Annotated in this window: 15 protein-coding genes; all 15 read right to left on the reverse strand. The window is 65.2% G+C overall.

Annotated elements, in window-relative coordinates; translation table 11 throughout:
- Positions 1–6: 6 nt before the first annotated feature.
- A complete protein-coding gene (locus HLH28_RS15880; protein ID WP_182960984.1) occupies positions 7–393 on the reverse strand; it encodes a VOC family protein in 387 nt (128 codons plus the stop codon).
- A complete protein-coding gene (locus HLH28_RS15885) occupies positions 390–1,802 on the reverse strand; it encodes an ABC transporter substrate-binding protein (protein ID WP_182960986.1) in 1,413 nt (470 codons plus the stop codon). The genes HLH28_RS15880 and HLH28_RS15885 overlap by 4 nt, the downstream gene beginning before the upstream one ends.
- The gene (locus HLH28_RS15890) at positions 1,799–2,653 is read right to left on the reverse strand and encodes an ABC transporter permease (RefSeq protein WP_182960988.1); all 855 of its coding nucleotides are present in this window, start codon (positions 2,651–2,653) and stop codon (positions 1,799–1,801) included. The genes HLH28_RS15885 and HLH28_RS15890 overlap by 4 nt, the downstream gene beginning before the upstream one ends.
- 10 nt (positions 2,654–2,663) lie before the next feature.
- Positions 2,664–3,680 (reverse strand): ABC transporter permease, encoded by a 1,017-nt coding sequence (locus HLH28_RS15895; protein ID WP_182960990.1) that lies wholly within the window; start codon positions 3,678–3,680, stop codon positions 2,664–2,666.
- Positions 3,677–5,272, reverse strand: coding sequence for an ABC transporter substrate-binding protein (locus HLH28_RS15900; RefSeq protein WP_182960992.1), 1,596 nt, complete (start codon positions 5,270–5,272; stop codon positions 3,677–3,679). The genes HLH28_RS15895 and HLH28_RS15900 overlap by 4 nt, the downstream gene beginning before the upstream one ends.
- Positions 5,273–5,325: 53 nt before the next feature.
- A complete protein-coding gene (locus HLH28_RS15905) occupies positions 5,326–6,336 on the reverse strand; it encodes a hydroxyacid dehydrogenase (RefSeq protein WP_182960994.1) in 1,011 nt (336 codons plus the stop codon).
- A 6-nt stretch (positions 6,337–6,342) separates the two neighbouring features.
- Entirely contained in the window at positions 6,343–7,671 is a 1,329-nt protein-coding gene (locus HLH28_RS15910; RefSeq protein ID WP_182960996.1) for a CapA family protein, read from the reverse strand.
- A 35-nt stretch (positions 7,672–7,706) separates the two neighbouring features.
- Positions 7,707–8,957, reverse strand: coding sequence for a Zn-dependent hydrolase (locus tag HLH28_RS15915; RefSeq protein ID WP_182960998.1), 1,251 nt, complete (start codon positions 8,955–8,957; stop codon positions 7,707–7,709).
- Positions 8,954–9,688 carry a GntR family transcriptional regulator gene (locus HLH28_RS15920; RefSeq protein WP_182961000.1) on the reverse strand — a complete coding sequence of 245 codons (735 nt, stop codon included), beginning with the start codon at positions 9,686–9,688 and terminating at the stop codon, positions 8,954–8,956. Before HLH28_RS15920 ends, HLH28_RS15915 begins: the two co-directional genes overlap by 4 nt.
- A gap of 184 nt (positions 9,689–9,872) precedes the next feature.
- Positions 9,873–10,829 (reverse strand): ABC transporter ATP-binding protein, encoded by a 957-nt coding sequence (locus HLH28_RS15925; RefSeq protein ID WP_182961002.1) that lies wholly within the window; start codon positions 10,827–10,829, stop codon positions 9,873–9,875.
- Positions 10,826–11,824: an ABC transporter ATP-binding protein gene (locus HLH28_RS15930; protein WP_182961004.1), complete on the reverse strand. Its 999-nt coding sequence runs from the start codon at positions 11,822–11,824 to the stop codon at positions 10,826–10,828. Before HLH28_RS15930 ends, HLH28_RS15925 begins: the two co-directional genes overlap by 4 nt.
- Positions 11,824–12,978 carry a MalY/PatB family protein gene (locus HLH28_RS15935; protein WP_182961005.1) on the reverse strand — a complete coding sequence of 385 codons (1,155 nt, stop codon included), beginning with the start codon at positions 12,976–12,978 and terminating at the stop codon, positions 11,824–11,826. The genes HLH28_RS15930 and HLH28_RS15935 overlap by 1 nt, the downstream gene beginning before the upstream one ends.
- Positions 12,979–13,012: 34 nt before the next feature.
- Positions 13,013–14,371 carry a dihydroorotase gene (locus tag HLH28_RS15940; RefSeq protein WP_220790138.1) on the reverse strand — a complete coding sequence of 453 codons (1,359 nt, stop codon included), beginning with the start codon at positions 14,369–14,371 and terminating at the stop codon, positions 13,013–13,015.
- A gap of 45 nt (positions 14,372–14,416) precedes the next feature.
- On the reverse strand, positions 14,417–15,277 hold the full coding sequence (locus HLH28_RS15945; RefSeq protein WP_182961007.1) for a sulfurtransferase: 861 nt from the start codon (positions 15,275–15,277) through the stop codon (positions 14,417–14,419).
- 28 nt (positions 15,278–15,305) lie between these two features.
- Positions 15,306–16,064, reverse strand: a complete 759-nt coding sequence (locus tag HLH28_RS15950) for a GntR family transcriptional regulator (protein WP_182961009.1) — start codon at positions 16,062–16,064, stop codon at positions 15,306–15,308.
- Positions 16,065–16,106: the final 42 nt, after the last annotated feature.

Consider the following 16,106-nt stretch of genomic DNA (forward strand, 5'->3'; position numbering starts at 1 on the left):
AGGACCTCAGGCGCGGAACAGCGCCGCGACCGCGGGGTCGTGGAATCGCTGAATTTCGATGGCATACCCTTCGGGATCCTCAAAAAAGAAATGCTCACAGAAATTTCCTTTCTGGATCCCGGTCAATTTCGCGACGCCGGCGGTCTGCATCCTCGCATGCCATCCCTCGACATCCTGGGCGACGATCGTCAGCAGGACGGCATTGGTCGGCTGGTGGCGCAAATGGCCGCGATTGCCGTCTACCATGCCGAAATAGCTGCTGTTGCCGATGCGGTAGATGCGCGCGAGTCCCTGATCCAGAACGAGCTCGAAACCGAGCGTGTGCTCGTAGAACGGGATGACCGATTCGAGCTTGTCATAGTAAAAAAAGGTGATCGAATAATCCTGTTTCATGTCCTGTGCTCCGGTTCGAGGTGAAGGATGCCCTTGTGGTCCAGGCCTATGCCGTGAAGGCCCGGGCGCGTGGCCACGAGCGTCTTGGGGTGCGCCAGATACAGCCACGGCGGTGCCTCGCGCAGATGCGCGAGGCATGCGCCATAGGCCGCTGCGCGCGCCGTGGGGTCGATGGTCTCGTTGGCGCGGGCGATCAACGTCTCGACGGCGTCGTCGTCGAAGCCCTGCCACCAGACACCATGGCTTTCACGGCTGATCTTGTCGTTCAGGACACGGAAGGTGCTGTGCGGCGAGGAGTCGAAAATCGCGATATCGCCCATCGCCTTGTTGCCGATCTCCCGCGCGTAGCCGGGCCGGTCGGTTGCGGTGTCGATCCGTACGTCCAGCCCGAGGTCTTCGAGTGCACGCTTGATGAATCCTGCGATTTTCGGTGCGTGTTCGGGCATGAAAGTGGGGGTGCGCAGCACGACCTCACCCGTGAAACCCAGGGGCGCGAGCAATGCGCGCGCGGCGTCCGGATCATATGGAAGCGGTGTGATGCCTGCCTCGGCGAACCCGTTATGATACGGGCTGACGATCGTGGCGGCCGGGATGGCGAGCCCGTCGTAGATCTCGCGGCACAGGGCGGCGTTGTCGATCGCAAGGTTCGCCGCGAGACGCGCCTCGGCCGAGCGAAAAAGCCCCCTGGAGCAATTGAGGTAGGCCATGACCGACAGGCAATGGGTGGCGCCGAGCCACTGCACGTCGGGTGTGAGGTCGGAAACGTCTTCGAGGCAGTCCATCTGGCATGCCAGGTCGATGCGTCCGGTGCGCAGGCGTTCAAGCCGATCTTCCGCCTTCGGGACGGCGAAGAAGGTCAGTTCCGGTTCGGTGCCGACCACAGCCGGGTGCAGCGTGGCGGACACGCCTGGCGTGAATTGAGTCACGCGGTAGCGGCCGGTGCCGATGACCGCACGCGCGTGGGCGTCCTGGCGCGACAGGTAGAATTCCGTGAAGATCTCGGGCAGGTCGCCCATCGGGCGTGCGGTGGTCACACGCAGCGTATCATCGGAGAGTGCGTCGAAATGAACGTCGGCGAAATAGCGTGCGTAGGACCATTTCATGCCGAACATATCGACCGATGTGCAGATCGCATCGATAAAGGCGACCACGTCCATGGCCGTGCAGCGATGGCCGTCGTGAAAGACGGCATCGGGACGCAGATGGAAATGCCAGACGGTCCCCTGTGCGTCGCATTCCCATCGCGCGAACAGAGCCGGGAAGATCCGGCCATCGCGCCACATGCACAACGGTTCCATGACCAGCGCCTTCAGCGTCAGGATGCTGCGGTCATCGGTCACACGATTGGCCGGGAAGAAGTCGACTTTTTCCTGCGCGATGGTCAGGGCCGGCGGGCTGGCGGTCGTCATTGTCCGGAGCGCCCTTTCGCGGTCTGTCGTCTTGGATTGAGATAGTCGGCGATCGCATCGGCGATCAGGTTGAAGGACAGCACGGTCAGCATGATCGACCCGCCAGCGCTGATCAGCACCCAGGGCGCCACACGCACGTAGTCGAGGTTGGCGGCGATATCGGCGCCCCACTCCGCCGTTGGCGGCTGTGCGCCAAGACCCAGGAACCCGAGGCTTGCCACCTGCAGGATCGCTGTTCCGACCGACAGGGCGCCCAGCGTCAACAGCGGTGCAATCCCGTTGCGCAGGACATGGCGCGTCATGATTCGCAGGCCCGGCACGCCGATCACCCGTGCGGCTTCGACATAGAGGGTGCCGGCGATGCGTTGGGCCTGGCTGCGGGCGAGCCGCGCGAATTGCGGTGTCATGGTGATCGAGATCGCGAGCATGGCGTCCAGCAGCCCCGGACCGAGTGCCGCGGCCAGTGCGATCGCAAGCACGAGCGCCGGAAAGCTGAGGACCGCATCGACCAGGCGCATCGCGACAGCGTCGAACAGACCACCATAGAACCCCGCGAATGTGCCAAGCGTGACGCCGGCGACGAACGCGATCCCGACCACGCCCACACCGATGGCCAATGTGTGTCGCCCGCCGTACAGCGTGCGGGCGAGGACATCGCGACCGAAAAGGTCGGTGCCGAATGGATGCGTCAGCGACGGCGCGCGCAGCATGCGCGTCACGTCCAGCGCGGTTGGTGTATGGCCTGCGAACAGGGGCGCTGCACCGACCAGCACGACCATCGTACACAGGATCGCCAGTCCGAACCGGCCGCCGCGATGACGGAGCATATGCCGCAGCAAGGGATTGTTCATGACAGGCGCCTCATCCCCGACCCCGGTCCTGACGGAGCCGCGGGTCGAGCGCGACGCTCAGCAGGTCCGCCGCCAGCGACATCAGCATGAACATCAGCGCAAAAACCAGGGTCGTGCTCTGGATCACCGGATAGTCGCGGGCGCGGATGGCTTCGAACATGTAGCGCCCGACGCCCGGCCAGGAAAAAACCGTCTCGGTCAGGATCGCGCCGCCCAGCATGTCGCCGAACTGCACGCCCAGGACCATGATCGACGGGCCGATGGCGTTGGGAAGCGCATGCTTCAGCAGGATCGCGCGCTCGGTCAGGCCTTTCGCGCGCGCGGTGCGGACGTAATCCTCGGACAGCGTGTCGATCATCGTATTGCGCAGGAACCGCCCCAGCGTGGCGGCCAGAAACGCCGCCAGCACGGTCGCAGGCAGCAGGATATGCGCCGCAAGATCGCCGAACGTCGTCAGGTGGAATGTCAGAAGGCTTCTTGTCAGCGCGAAGCCGCCCTGCTCCTCGCCGACAGCAAAGGCGCTGTTTCGACCGGCGACCGGCAGCACGCCCAGCCACGCGCTGAACACATATTGCAGCCCGAACGCCAGCAGAAACGCCGGGATCGACACCCCGCACAGAGAGAGGAACTGCAGCGTGCGATCGACGGGGCCGCCGGGCCTGCGCGCGGCCAGGATGCCTGCGGGAATGCCGCCCAGCAGCGCCAGCGCGAAGGCGGCGAACGCCAGTTCGATCGTGGCCGGCAGGCGCGCGGCCAGTTCGCTCGCGACCGTGCGGCCCGTCTTGATCGACGCGCCGAGATCCCCCCGTGCAAGGCCCCCGACATAGTCGATGAACTGCTGCAGGGCGGGTCGGTCGAGCCGCAGTTCGTGGCGGAGAGCGTCGATCTGGGCGGTTGTCGCGCCCGGGCCCAGCAGCGTTTCGGCGGGGTCGCCCGGGATCATGCGTGTCAGGCCGAAGACGATGACCAGAACGAGTGCCAGGACCGGCAGCATCGCGATCAGGCGCCGCAGCGCATAGGCGATCATGGATACGCCCGTGTCTTGGACACGCTCCAGTATTCGTTCAGTGGTGGGGTCGACTTGACCACAAGTCCCTGGACCTCCTTGCGGGCGAAGACGATGACCTTGTTGGTGAACAGGTACACCGCCGGGACGCGCGCCATCAGGCGCGCCTGGATCTGGCCATACAGGGTCTTGCGCCGCGTCGGGTCGATTTCGGTCTGCGCCTGCAGGATCAAGCCGTCGAGCGCCGTATCGGGCGGCATGCGAAACGTCATGGCGGTCTCGGCCAGTCCGGAGAGATAGCCGATGGTGATATGCGCGTCCGGATCATTGTACCACGGTTCGCGTCCGTCGAGGGCGGCCTCGAAACGACCGGCGACGTGCAGGGCGCGCAGACTTGGAAATTCCATCTGCTCGATGCGCGCGTCGATCCCCACGGCGGCGAGGCTGGCCTGCAGGAACGTCGCGACCGCCGCCCAGAATGTGCCCTCGAATGTATAAAGCGAGATCTGGAGCGCGCCGGGCGCGTAGCCGGCCGCCGCGAGCAGCGCGCGCGACTGCTGCGGGTCGTAGTGGGGCGCCAGGGACCGCATGGCCGGATCGAACGCCCAGTTGGTGGTCGGCAGCGGCCCATAGGCCCGGTCGACCGTGCCCGCGAGCACGCCATCGACCAGCCCGTCATAATCGACGGCGTGGGCGATGGCCTTGCGCACGCGCAGATCGGTGACGGGCCCCCCGGTTGCGCGGTTGTTGAACTCCAGTTGCCGCATGATCTGGCTGGAGATCTCGATGACCTGAATCTCGGGATTGCGCCGGAACGAGTCGATGTCGGCCATGGGTAGCGACGTCAGCTGCGCATGCTGCTGGCAGATGTCGATCTCGCCGCGCTCCAGTTCCAGCCTGCGCGTCGATGCGTCGGCAATGACGCGGTAGACAAGAAATTCCAGCGTCGATGGCCCGCGGAAATAGGACGGATTGCGCACAAGCGTCAGGCCGACATCGGGCGTGTAGCTTTGCAGGCGAAAGGCCCCTGTTCCGACCGGGTGGCTGGCGAAATCCGGGCCGAGGCGGCGGACGGCGGTTGGACTGACGATGCCGCTCTGTGGCTGTGCCAGCAGGGACAGGAAGAACGGAACCGGGCGCAGGAGCACGATGTCGAGCGTCAACCGGCCCGTGACCTCGAAGCGTTCGACGGCATCGAGGCTGGCGCGCATGTACGGGTTGAGCCTGCGCGTGCGCTCGAGCGAGAAGCGCACGGCCTCGGCGTCACACGGCGTGTCGTCGTGGAACGTGAGTCCCTCGCGCAGGGTGAAGGAATAGCGTCGGCCGTCGTCGCCGACGCGCCAGCTTTCGGCCAGACGACCTTGCGGTTCGGCGTCGCTGTCGCGCGCCCAGGACACCAGCGGGTCGAAGATATTGACGATGATCTCGCTGCCGATGGGCTCTGCCCGGTTCGCCGCGGGTTCCAGCCCCACGGGGTCGGACCCGATCGCGACGACCAGCACCTTTTCCCGGTCGATGGGGGCCGCGGCACGGCCGGGACGCAAGCGGCCGACGGCGAGGCCGGCACCGGCGAGACCGGCCAGAAGCAGGTCGCGACGGTCAGCGCAGAGCATGGCGGGGACCTGGCATTGATGCTCCGGACATGGCGGCGCAGCAGCGCTCGGTCTCATAATATCTTACGTGATATATTATTGGGAGCGGCGCAGTCAATTTTCCCATCTCGGATTGGGGCCGGGACAATATGGGCCGGGGTCCGCCCGGCAAGGCAATCGATGACCTGTTCGGCGCACTGGCAGGCGGTGGCGCTGAGCGCCTCTTCGGTCGTGCCGCCGATGTGTGGGGTCAGCAGGGTGCGTGGCATCGTGCGTACCGGATCGTCCTGCGCCGGGGGTTCGGTCGTGAAGACATCCAGCGCGGCAGCCATGACGCGCCGGTCTTCAAGAGCACGGCGCAGTGCGTCATTGTCGACCAGCGCCCCGCGTCCGGTGTTGATCAGCAGGGCGCCTGGCTTGATCGCATGCAGTGCGGCGTCGTCGATCATGCCCTGCGTGTCGGGCCGGAGCGGACGATGAAGCGAGACCACATCCGATGCCGCCAGAAGCGCATGCAGCGACGATGCGCGGGTTACGGGATACTGCGCCAGCAGTGCGTCGGGCGCGCCGGGCGACCAGGCGGCCACATGCATGCCGAAACCGTCACGGGCGATCCGGGCGACCTGCTGCGCGATCGCGCCGAAGCCGACCAGGCCCAGGCACCTGCCGTGCAACTGGACCATCTCGGGACTGTAGCGAAAATCCCAGTTTCCGTCGCGTACGGCGCTGTCCGCCTCCGGGATGCGCCGTGCAAGCGCAAGCATGAGCCCGATCGTGTATTCCGCGACCGACCGGGCGTTGGTGCCGGGGGTATTGGTGACGATGACGGAACGTGCCCGGGCCTGATCGAAATCGATGCGGTTCACGCCCGCCCCGTGGCTGGCGATGATGCGCAGCGCGCCCGCTGCCGCGATGGCGTGGGCGTCCATCCCCGCATCGCGCGTGATGACCGCGCATGCGCTGCCGATTTCCCGCGCGACCACATTCATCGCGGGAGACGAGGCAAAGCGTACCGGAATGCCGGCGGCTTCAAGACGTGCCACCCCGTCGGGATGGATGGGCTGGACGATGAAGCAGCCGGTCATGGGGCGTCAGGCCCCGACACGGACGCGCAGCGTGACGCCTGCGTCGTCGCCGTGCGTCTCGAAGTGCGTGCCGAACGGCGCTGACAGGGCCGCGAAATGCTCCAGGATTCTCTGGCCCTCCTTGCCTTGGGCAAGTGCCGGTACGCCGCGTGTATGGGCGGACGGCCCGAGATTCAGGGTGATCGGGTGGATTTCGATCGACGCGACCCTGCCGTCATGGAAGGTACAGATCGGCATGACCGTCTCCCAGAACCGTTGCTCGGCCGGGAAACCCTTGGCGTCGTCGTTGCTGCGCGCCTTGTAGACCCGATGCGGCGTCAGATCGATGTCGACGCGGTTGACGGCGTGGGATTCGGCGGGCAGGCGCTCGACCAGCTCATTCTGGCCGATGAAATTGCCGAGGCTGTAGAAGATGGGCTTGCCTTTATAAATCTCCATGCCGCGCAGCAGGTGCGGGCCATGGGCCGCGACGATGTCCGCACCCTCGTCGATCGCCTGACGTGCGAAGGTGACGAGAAATTCGGCTGGAATTTCAACGTCGATCTCGCCTGCGGCATTATAGCCGCTTTCGTGCGCATGAATGCTGACGATGACGGTGTCCGAGACCATTCGTGCCTCGCCGATCCAGCGCGCGATGCCCTGCGTATCGATTGCGTTCGGGCTGGTACGGATTTCGGTCCTGTCGCCTGCCTTGAAGCTCAGATTCTCGAACGCCAACACGTCGGGCGCTGACGGAAAGGCAAAGCCGAGCTGGATCTTGTCGTCCTTGACCTGCTGAAGGCCCAGCTCTGCATAGATGCGGCGCAGGGTCTCGAGCTCTTCGGACGAGACATGGTGCATCGTGCTGAAGCGCAGAGGATTGATGCCCGGGCGCCCTTGCATCACATGCGTCTGTCCGGCGGCTTCCTGTCCGCGCGCGAAGGTCGAGGTGCACGACAGCATCGCGACCGTGCCCAAGGGGTGCGTGGCATAGGCCGGGCGGCGCGCATCGTCCAGATGTTTTCCGATGCCTGCATAGAGGATCTCGCGACGGTCGAGTTCCTCCATGGTCTTGCGCAGGCCGGAAATGCTGTAGTCGAGGCTGTGGTTCGTCGCGGCCGCGAACAGGTCGAACCCTGCTTCGACCAGTTCGTCCAGCACCCATGACGAGGCGCCGAAATGCGTGCCGCCCATGTCCAGCGCCGGATCGCCGATGAAATCGTTCGGCACGAGTTCCAGATTCGTGAAGGAGATGTCGCAGTCACGAATCATGTCGAATAAGGGAGCGATTTTCGGGTCGCTGAGGCTGTTGAGACGGCGGAAGAGGATGCTGTCGCCAGTCAGGCAGATTTTCATGGATGTATCCGAAATGGGTGTGGCGGTTATGGGAGTCAGGCGGACTGGCGCTTCAACGTGTCCGAGAGAACGGCGGCGGCTCTGGCGAAGTCGGATTCGTCCATTGCCTCGTCGGGGTTGTGGCTGCCGTTGGCGTTGCGGACGAACAGCATGGCGGTCGGCACGCCCAGATTGGCGAATATCGCCGAATCATGACCGGCCCCGCTGGGCATGCTGCATGCGGGGACGTCCAGCTGGTCCGCGATTTCCAGCAGGTCGCGTTGCAGCCCCGCATCCAGCCGTGCCGGCAGGCTGCCGGTGACGGGGCCGAGGTCGATGTGTACGCGGTGCGCCTGCTCGACCGAGAGGCGAGCCGCATGAATGTGGGCATCCATACGCGACAGGAGTTCCGCATCACGCGAGCGGACGTCGATTGAAAGCGAAACCTTGCCTGAGATGGTGCTGAAATCGGCCTGTTGCGCGTCGGTATGGCAGACGCCGAAGGTCAGCGTCATTTCGCCGCCCTCGGCTTCGATCGTCAGCCAATGGTCCTGAAGGGTCGAGACGAAGGCGGCCATCGCGACGACCGCGTCCTGACGGAAGGCGCGCGGTGTTGCGCCGGAATGGGCGTATGTGCCTTCGATGGTGACGGTGCGGTATCGCAGGCTGCCGCAGATGCCGGTGACCACGCCGAGCGTCGTGTCGGTGCCGATCAGCACCGGCCCCTGCTCGATATGCAGTTCCAGGAAGCATCTGATGGTTGCGGGGCGGAGAACCTCGGCAGTCTCGCGCGTTTCCGGCGTGCCGCCCGATTGGACCATGTGTTCGGCCAGCGTGCGGCCGCTGCCGCGTTGCCGAACTTCAAGCGCGGGGGCGTCCAGCAGGCCGAATGCCGCCTTGCTTCCGATATAGGAAACGGGAAACCAGGCGCTTTCCTCCGCGCGGATCGCGACCACGGTGACGTCGCGACAGGGCTTGTATCCGTCCCTGATCCAGCCGGAGAGCGTGGCGAGACCCGCGACAACCCCGGCCGCTCCGTCGAAATTTCCGCCCATCGGGACGGAATCGACGTGCGAGCCGGTCATGACCGCAGGGGCCGCGCGATCAACGCCGGGCAATGTCATGAACAGGTTGCTGGCCCAGTCCGTGCGGACCTCCAGCCCCATCGATCGGGCCGTGTCGGCAAGCAGCCGGTGCGCGCGATTCTCGCCCGTGTCGTAGGAGGCGCGCGTGATGCCCGTGCCGTCGAAGCCGATCTCATGAAGATCGTGGAAAAGACGGCGCGCGAGGTCGAGGTCGATGGTCATGGACTTTGCCTGCCGTGGGTCGGTGTGGGCGGTATCGGGGATGGCGTTTCGATGTCCCCCGCGGTGATCGAGGCGACGATGGCGCCCTGCGCGGCATCGATGTGCTGCGTCATCAGTGCCGCGGCTTCGTCGGGATTGCGCGCGCGAATGGCGTCGAGGATCGCGCGATGTTCGTTCCGGCCACGTTCCACGCGGCAGGGCAGGCGGGTCGCGCCGAACATCCGCGTGCGCTGGCGCAGCTCGGCGACGATGCGTTCTATTTCAAGATTGGCGGTGGCCTGGGCGATGGCGGTATGAAACAGATCGTCCCGCCGCCAGTGGTCTTCATCCATCGCGCCCGGATCAGCGCATGCCGGGGCAGCGTGATCACGTTCGAGCGCCATAAGGGATTCGATCGTCGCGTCGTTCATGTGTTGCGCAGCGCGGCGCGCAGCCTGGCTTTCGATCAAGCGGCGCACGTCGAAGATCGAAATCACTTCCTGGATGGAGACAGTCGCGACAAACAGCAGCCGCCCCTGGCGCTGCAGCATCCGCTCGCCTTCAAGGCGGCCGAGCGCGTCGCGCACCGGCGTGCGCGAAAGAGCCAGCTGCTCTGCGAGGCGGCGTTCCTGGACCAGGCTTCCGCCCGGAAGGATGCCCGTTACGATCATGGCGCGCAGTCGCTGGTAGGCGCGGGCGGACAACAGAAAGTCACCGCCTGGTGCCGGCTTGTCGTCGGAAGGATGCTCCATCAGGATTCACACCTAACATATTAGTGGTATGCCAATAATATTCCGTCATGGATCAGGGATCCTATCCAGATCGATCCGACCGGCCGGCATTGGAAATCGGATATCCGTCCTTCATGAATTGCGGAATGTATCGACCCGCCGGGCGATGTTGTTTCGGCCGTGACCGTACGGATGGGGGTTCGTTTCACACCAGATGGCAGGCTACTTCATGGCCCGGCGCGATGGTGCGAGACGGTGGATCGACCTCGGCGCAATGGGGCTGTCGCAGCGTGCAGCGGGCATGAAAAGGGCAGCCTTGTCCGCCCGGTCCAGGCGCGGCGAGCGGCATTTCCGTTGCGGGTGCGTGATGCGTCCCGCGGCGCGGCGCGGCGGCGAGCAGCATCCGCGTGTAGGGGTGTTGCGCCCGGGTAAAGAGGTCGTCGCGGTCGGCCATCTCGACGATCCGGCCGCGATAGAGAACGGCGACCCGATGACTCATGCGCCGGACGACGGCCAGGTCGTGCGCGATGAACAGATAGGACAGGCCCAGTGCGTCGCGCAGATCGCGCATCAGGTTGAGGATGTGCGCCTGCACCGAGACATCCAGCGCCGAAACCGCCTCATCCGCGACGATCAGTTCCGGTTCCACCGCCAGTGCGCGCGCGATGCCGATCCGCTGTTTCTGTCCGCCGGAGAATTCATGCGGTCGGCGTGTGGCGCAGGTGGGGCTGAGGCCGACCTGCGACAGAAGCGCGCCTACGCGTTCCGATCGTTCCGTGGCGCCAAGCTCGGAGCGATGAATGTCGAGCGCCTCGGCAATGGACATGCCGACGGTCAACGACGGGTCCAGGGAATTGTGCGGATCCTGGAAGATCATCTGCATCTTCGTGCGGTATGCGCGAAGCCCGGCGGGCGTCAGGGCGTTGATGTCCTGGCCATCATACAGGATGCGCCCGCCTGTCGGCGTGGACAGGCGGAGCGCGAGACGGCCAAGGGTGGATTTTCCGCTGCCCGATTCGCCCACGATGCCCAGCGTTTCACCGCGCGCAAGGGCAAAGCTGATCCCGTGCAGGATCGGCGTGCTGCGGGGTCGTCCCCAGGGCATGAGCGATGGCCGCGCGTAGGCTTTTGTAACCCGGTCGTAGCGGAGGAGGGCGCTCATGCGTTGGCCTGCAACGGATGCCAGCATCGTACGAAACCACCCCCGGCGCGTTCGGACGGGGAGGGATAGTGTATGCGACAGCTGTCGGTGGCATGTGCGCAACGCGGCGCGAAGGTGCATCCCGATGGCAGTTCGCGCAGATCCGGCACGCTGCCTGGAATGGCGTAAAAGCGCTCTGCGTCGATATCGAGATCAGGCATCGAGGCAAGAAGGCCACCCGTGTATGGATGGTCCGGCCTGGCAAACATCGTTTCGACGTCGCCGCTTTCGATGATCCGGCCCGCATACATCACCGCGACGCGGTCGGCGTAGGACGCCACCACCCCCAGATCGTGCGTGATCATCAGAATGGCCATGCCGCGTCGCGTCCGGAGGGTATGCAGCAGGTCCATGATCTGCTTTTGAATCGTGACGTCGAGTGCGGTGGTCGGCTCGTCCGCGATCAGCAGCGCCGGGTCGCAGGCGATCGCCATCGCGATCATGACGCGCTGGCACATGCCGCCGGACAATTCATGTGGATAGGCGTCGTAACGGCGTGCCGGGTCGGTGATGCCGACCTCATCGAGCAGCGCGACGGAGCGCGCCCGCGCCTCGGCGCGCGAAAGCGGGACATGCGCGCGCAGCGTCTCCGCGATCTGTGCGCCGACGGTGCGCAGGGGGTTCAGCGCCGACATGGGGTTCTGGAAAATCATGGACAGACGGCGGCCGCGCACACGACGCATCGCACGTTCGGACATCGTGCCGAGGTCCTCGCCCGAGAGGCGGATCGTCCCGCTGACATGCAGCCCCTCTGCCGCCCCGGCCAGTCGCATGATGGCCAGGGATGTCATGCTCTTGCCGCAGCCGGATTCACCCAGAAGCGCCAGCATCTCTCCCTGGCGAACATGCAAGCTCAGGTCGTCGACGATCGTCACCCCCCCGTCCGTCGTGGCGACGGTCAGATGACTGACCTCGAGCACCGGCGGCGCAGGGGAGAGGGCATGCGCAAGCTCCATCAGCGCCGAACGAGGCTCTGGTGGATCTGTTCCAGGCCCTGGGCTAGCGTCGCGCGCGTGCAGCCGAAATTCAGCCGGACGAAAGAGGCCGTGTCGGTTTCATGGAATTCGTCCCCGGCGCTGAGCGCGACCTTCGCCTCGCGCAGGAAGAAAGCCTGGGGCGATTCCGGCAGATGGAGCTTCGAGCAGTCCAGCCACGCCAGGAACGTGGACTGAGGCGCGTGAATCCCGATTTCCGGGATCGTCCGCCGCAACGTCTCGACCATGAAGTCACGATTGCCCTGCAGGTAGCGCACCAGGGCGTCGCGCCAGGCGCCCCCACCGGCAAGGGCTGCCTCGGTGGCAACCAGGCCGAAGAGATTGACGCTGTCGACCATGCCCAGGCGATGGGCTTCGAACCGGCTGCGGAGGGCGGGGTCGGTGATGATCGCAAAGGCGGTTTTCAGGCCGGCGATGTTGTAGGTCTTGCTTGCGGCCATCAGGGTGATCGTCCGATGCGCGATTTCAGGCGAGAGGCTGGCGATCGGGGTGTGGGCACGCCCGTCGAACACCAGGTCGCCATGAATCTCGTCCGAAATGATCAATACGTCCTCGCGGGCGCAGATCTGCGCGATCTGGGTCAATTCCGCACGCGTGTAGACCTTTCCGGTCGGATTGTGCGGATTGCACAACAGGAACGCGCCGCATCCGTGCAGCCCTGCTGCGAATGCGTCGACATCAAGCGGCCAATCGCCCTGTGCGCCAGGGCTGAGGACGATATCCCGTCGCCGTAGATCCCAGTGGCCGGGTGCCCGCAGGATCGGGCGATAGATCGGTGTCTGGATGGCGATGGTATCGCCGGGCTGCATAAATGCCTTCATCGCCATGTTGAAACCGGGCTCTACGCCTGGAAGAAAGACGATATCGCTGGTTTCGATCCGCCAGTCATAGCGGACGCGCATCTCCGAGACGATCTGCGCGCGCAGGCTGTCCTTCGCTGTGGCATAGCCGAGTACCGGATGGTCCAGACGTGCGCGCAGTGCCTCCGTGATGGACGGGGCGACGGCGAAATCCATGTCCGCGACCCACATCGGCAGCACGTCGGGCGCATAGCGCGTCCATTTGTTGCTTCCGGTGCCGCGCCGGTCGATCACCGCGTCGAAATCAAAGCTCATATCCGGTGTCCGTCTCTGCGTGCTTTGCGTGGTTTCAGTGGAACCAGCATGTGTCGCCGCGCCGCACATAGGCGCCACGTCCGGGTGTGTTGACGATGGCGCTGCCGTCCCAGGCAAGGTCACCGCGCAGATAGGTTTTCGTCACGCGACCGGCAAAACGATGGCCGTCGAACGGACTCCAGTTCAACGCGTCATGGGCGTGTGCACTGTCCCACACATGTTCGCCGGGCGTGAAGATGACGATGTCGGCGTCGGCGCCAATGCGCAGTGCACCCTTGCGCGGCCAGAGGCCGAAGAACCGGGCGGGTCGCTCGCTCAGTTGCGCGGCCGTCAGCCTGGGGGCGTCGAGCCCGCGACGCGCGGCCTCGGTAAAGAACGCGGGCAGCAGCGTCTCGAGACCCGGTACGCCCGCGCCCGCATCGAAGATCGATGCCGCATTCTTGTTGTCGATCGGCCAGCTGGAATGATCGGAGCTGACGAACGCCACGCGCCCGTCGAGGATTTCCTGCCACAGGCCGTCGCGCGCGTTCGGCCGGATCGGTGGATTGACCTTCATGCGCGCGCCGAGCGCCGGACCATGTTCCTGCGGGTCGAGGACCAGGTAATGCACGCAGGTCTCCCCCGTCGCGCGGTGGCCGAGTGCGCGGTACTGTTCGGTAAGCTGGAAGCCGCGGGCGGTGGAGAAATGCACGAGATGCGCATGCGCGCCGCTTGCCGCACCGAGTTCCAGAAAGGCCGCCGAGGCCGCCAGTTCGGCCGCGATGGGGCGGCTGTCCGAATGGGCGGCGATTCCCTCGCGCCCCGCCGACCGGGCGGCGGCAATTCCGGCGCGCACCATTTCCTGATCCTCGTTGTGCAGGCCGAGCGGGATATCGGTGCCGGAGAGTGCCGCGAAGATCGCGTGGGTCTGGTCTGCGGTGATGCGCGGGAAACGTGTCGGGCTGCTTTCGAACGAGGAGATCTTGAACGCGACGACCCCCCCTTCGACCAGCGGCGCGATGTCGTCGATGCCTTGTCCCGGCATGACGGTCGCGTAGAGCGCGACATCGCAATGTGCAGACGTTTCGATGGCCTCTATTTTTGCCGCAAGGCGTTCCTGGTTGTTCAGCGGTGCGGGATTGTCGTACGGCATGTCGACAATGGTGGTGATGCCGCCTGCGATCGCGGATCGGGTCGTCGACTCGATGCCCGGCAGGCCACGGCAACTTCCCGCATGTGTCTGGCCGTCCACGACGCCCGGCAGGATGTAGCTGCCGGTGGCGTCGGTCGTTCTCGTGGCCGCAGGCGGCTTGCCCGCGCCGATTGCCGCGATCACGCCGTCACGCATGCCGATCCAGCCGTTCTCGATAGTCTCTGTCGGGGTCACGATATGACCCAGGATGATTTCGTCCACGGCCGTATGTCTTTCCGGATGCCGCAAAGGGGAGGGCACGGCGATTCAGCCGGGTTCCGGACCGATGGCGACGGGGCGCCGGGGGTCAGCGGACCAGGCGGACCACGATCCGGGATACATCGGCGCTTCGATCCCCAGCATCATCAGCACGGCGACATTGTGCGCCGCCGATACGCCCGCGCCGCAATAAACGCCAACCGGCGCGCTTCCATCGGCTTTTGCCGCGGCATAGAGACGGCGCAGGGTTTCCAGATCGGCGAAATGACCGTCGACGGTCAGATTGTCGGGTGCGGGGATGTTGCGCGCGCCCGGGATATGGCCGCGCGGCGGCGTGCCGGGCGACGTCGCCCCGCCACGATAGTTCGGTGCGATGCGGGAATCGAGCAGCACGCCGGAGCGGGCGAGGGATGCCGCGGCATCGATATCGAGTTCCGGCATGCCGCCCGCGCGCAGGATCACGTCACTGGGCGTGGCGGGCGCGGGGACCGTGTCGGTCACAGCCAGGCCGGCCGCCGACCAGGCCGGGAACCCGCCGTCCAGCATCAGAACATTTGTGAAGCCGGCCCATTTGAGCACCCACCAGGCCCGTGCCGCCTGCAGGTTGCCGTCATGGTCGTAGACGACGACGGGCTGGTCGAGCCGCAGCCCCCAGCGACGCGCGGCTGCCTGTAACGCCTCGATCGCAGGCAGGGGGCGTGACCCATGCACCGGATGGCTGGGGCTGGCGAAATCCGTCCCCAGTTCGGTGTCGATCGCGCCCGGGATGCGCGGTGCCTGCGCGAAGGGGCGGGGGCATGATGTGTCGTCCGATCGGACAGCAAGGATGGCAGGCGCCTGACCGGCCGCGATCAGGGCCGACAGGGTCGGCACCGATATCAGAACTGTATCGCGTTGGTCATCGGGCATTCTGTGTCCTTTGCCGGCTGATCCGGGCTTAGAGTGGAACGGTGGAGTTGTGCGCGCTGAGCAGGGAAGTCGTCAGACCGGCGCGCGTGCTTTCGGTATGTTTCGCCATGATCTGGCCTGCGGCGACGTGGTCGCGGCTGCGCAGAACTGTGACGATCTCGGCATGTTCCTGGTTTGTCTCCATATTGACGTCGCGTTTGCGGGCGCCGATGTAGAAAAACCGTTCGCTTTCCTCGAGATGGCTGATGACCAGTGCACTCAGGCGCGGGTTCTGCGAGCCTTTTGCGATCGCGACATGAAAGTCGCGGTTCGCATTGATGAAATAATCGATGCTGCTTTCTTCGGCGACGTCATAGGACGCACTCGCCAGCCTCTCCAGACGATCGAGGTCCTCGGTCGTCATGTTCTGCGCCGCGAACGAGGCGGCTGTTCGTTCAAGGACGGTGCGCACGGCGAACAGGTCGTTGATATCCTTGATCGTAACCGGGCGAATACGATAGCCGCGCCGGGGGTAGATATCGAGGAGGCCCTCCATCGCAAGGCGGGCCAGGGCCTCACGGACCGGCGTCTTGCTCATGCCGAGGCGCTCGGCCAGGTCGAGCTCGGAGACATCGCTGTCCGGCGGAAGCTGGCAGGTGATGATCTCCCGTCGCAGCAGGGCATAGGCCTGATCCGTTAGAGACGGCTCGCGACGGGATCCGGCGCGTGTTCCTTGGTTCAGCGCAAGCTTGCTCAAAATCCGGCCTTTCACAGATGGAATGCGATGCCGAGCATAAGCGCCTTCCATCTCTCTGGTAAGGTATCCTATGATATATTAAGAGGCATATCA

Source organism: Gluconacetobacter tumulisoli, assembly GCF_014174155.1.
Taxonomy (GTDB): domain Bacteria; phylum Pseudomonadota; class Alphaproteobacteria; order Acetobacterales; family Acetobacteraceae; genus Gluconacetobacter; species Gluconacetobacter tumulisoli.

Coding starts and splice junctions, on each gene's coding strand:
- HLH28_RS15880 (WP_182960984.1), bottom strand. CDS start 393: ATGAAACAGGATTATTCGATCACCTTTTTTTACTATGACAAGCTCGAA.
- HLH28_RS15900 (WP_182960992.1), bottom strand. CDS start 5,272: ATGCTCTGCGCTGACCGTCGCGACCTGCTTCTGGCCGGTCTCGCCGGT.
- HLH28_RS15925 (WP_182961002.1), bottom strand. CDS start 10,829: ATGAGCGCCCTCCTCCGCTACGACCGGGTTACAAAAGCCTACGCGCGG.
- HLH28_RS15885 (WP_182960986.1), bottom strand. CDS start 1,802: ATGACGACCGCCAGCCCGCCGGCCCTGACCATCGCGCAGGAAAAAGTC.
- HLH28_RS15950 (WP_182961009.1), bottom strand. CDS start 16,064: ATGGAAGGCGCTTATGCTCGGCATCGCATTCCATCTGTGAAAGGCCGG.
- HLH28_RS15930 (WP_182961004.1), bottom strand. CDS start 11,824: ATGGAGCTTGCGCATGCCCTCTCCCCTGCGCCGCCGGTGCTCGAGGTC.
- HLH28_RS15905 (WP_182960994.1), bottom strand. CDS start 6,336: ATGACCGGCTGCTTCATCGTCCAGCCCATCCATCCCGACGGGGTGGCA.
- HLH28_RS15945 (WP_182961007.1), bottom strand. CDS start 15,277: ATGCCCGATGACCAACGCGATACAGTTCTGATATCGGTGCCGACCCTG.
- HLH28_RS15935 (WP_182961005.1), bottom strand. CDS start 12,978: ATGAGCTTTGATTTCGACGCGGTGATCGACCGGCGCGGCACCGGAAGC.
- HLH28_RS15890 (WP_182960988.1), bottom strand. CDS start 2,653: ATGAACAATCCCTTGCTGCGGCATATGCTCCGTCATCGCGGCGGCCGG.
- HLH28_RS15915 (WP_182960998.1), bottom strand. CDS start 8,957: ATGACCATCGACCTCGACCTCGCGCGCCGTCTTTTCCACGATCTTCAT.
- HLH28_RS15910 (WP_182960996.1), bottom strand. CDS start 7,671: ATGAAAATCTGCCTGACTGGCGACAGCATCCTCTTCCGCCGTCTCAAC.
- HLH28_RS15920 (WP_182961000.1), bottom strand. CDS start 9,688: ATGGAGCATCCTTCCGACGACAAGCCGGCACCAGGCGGTGACTTTCTG.
- HLH28_RS15895 (WP_182960990.1), bottom strand. CDS start 3,680: ATGATCGCCTATGCGCTGCGGCGCCTGATCGCGATGCTGCCGGTCCTG.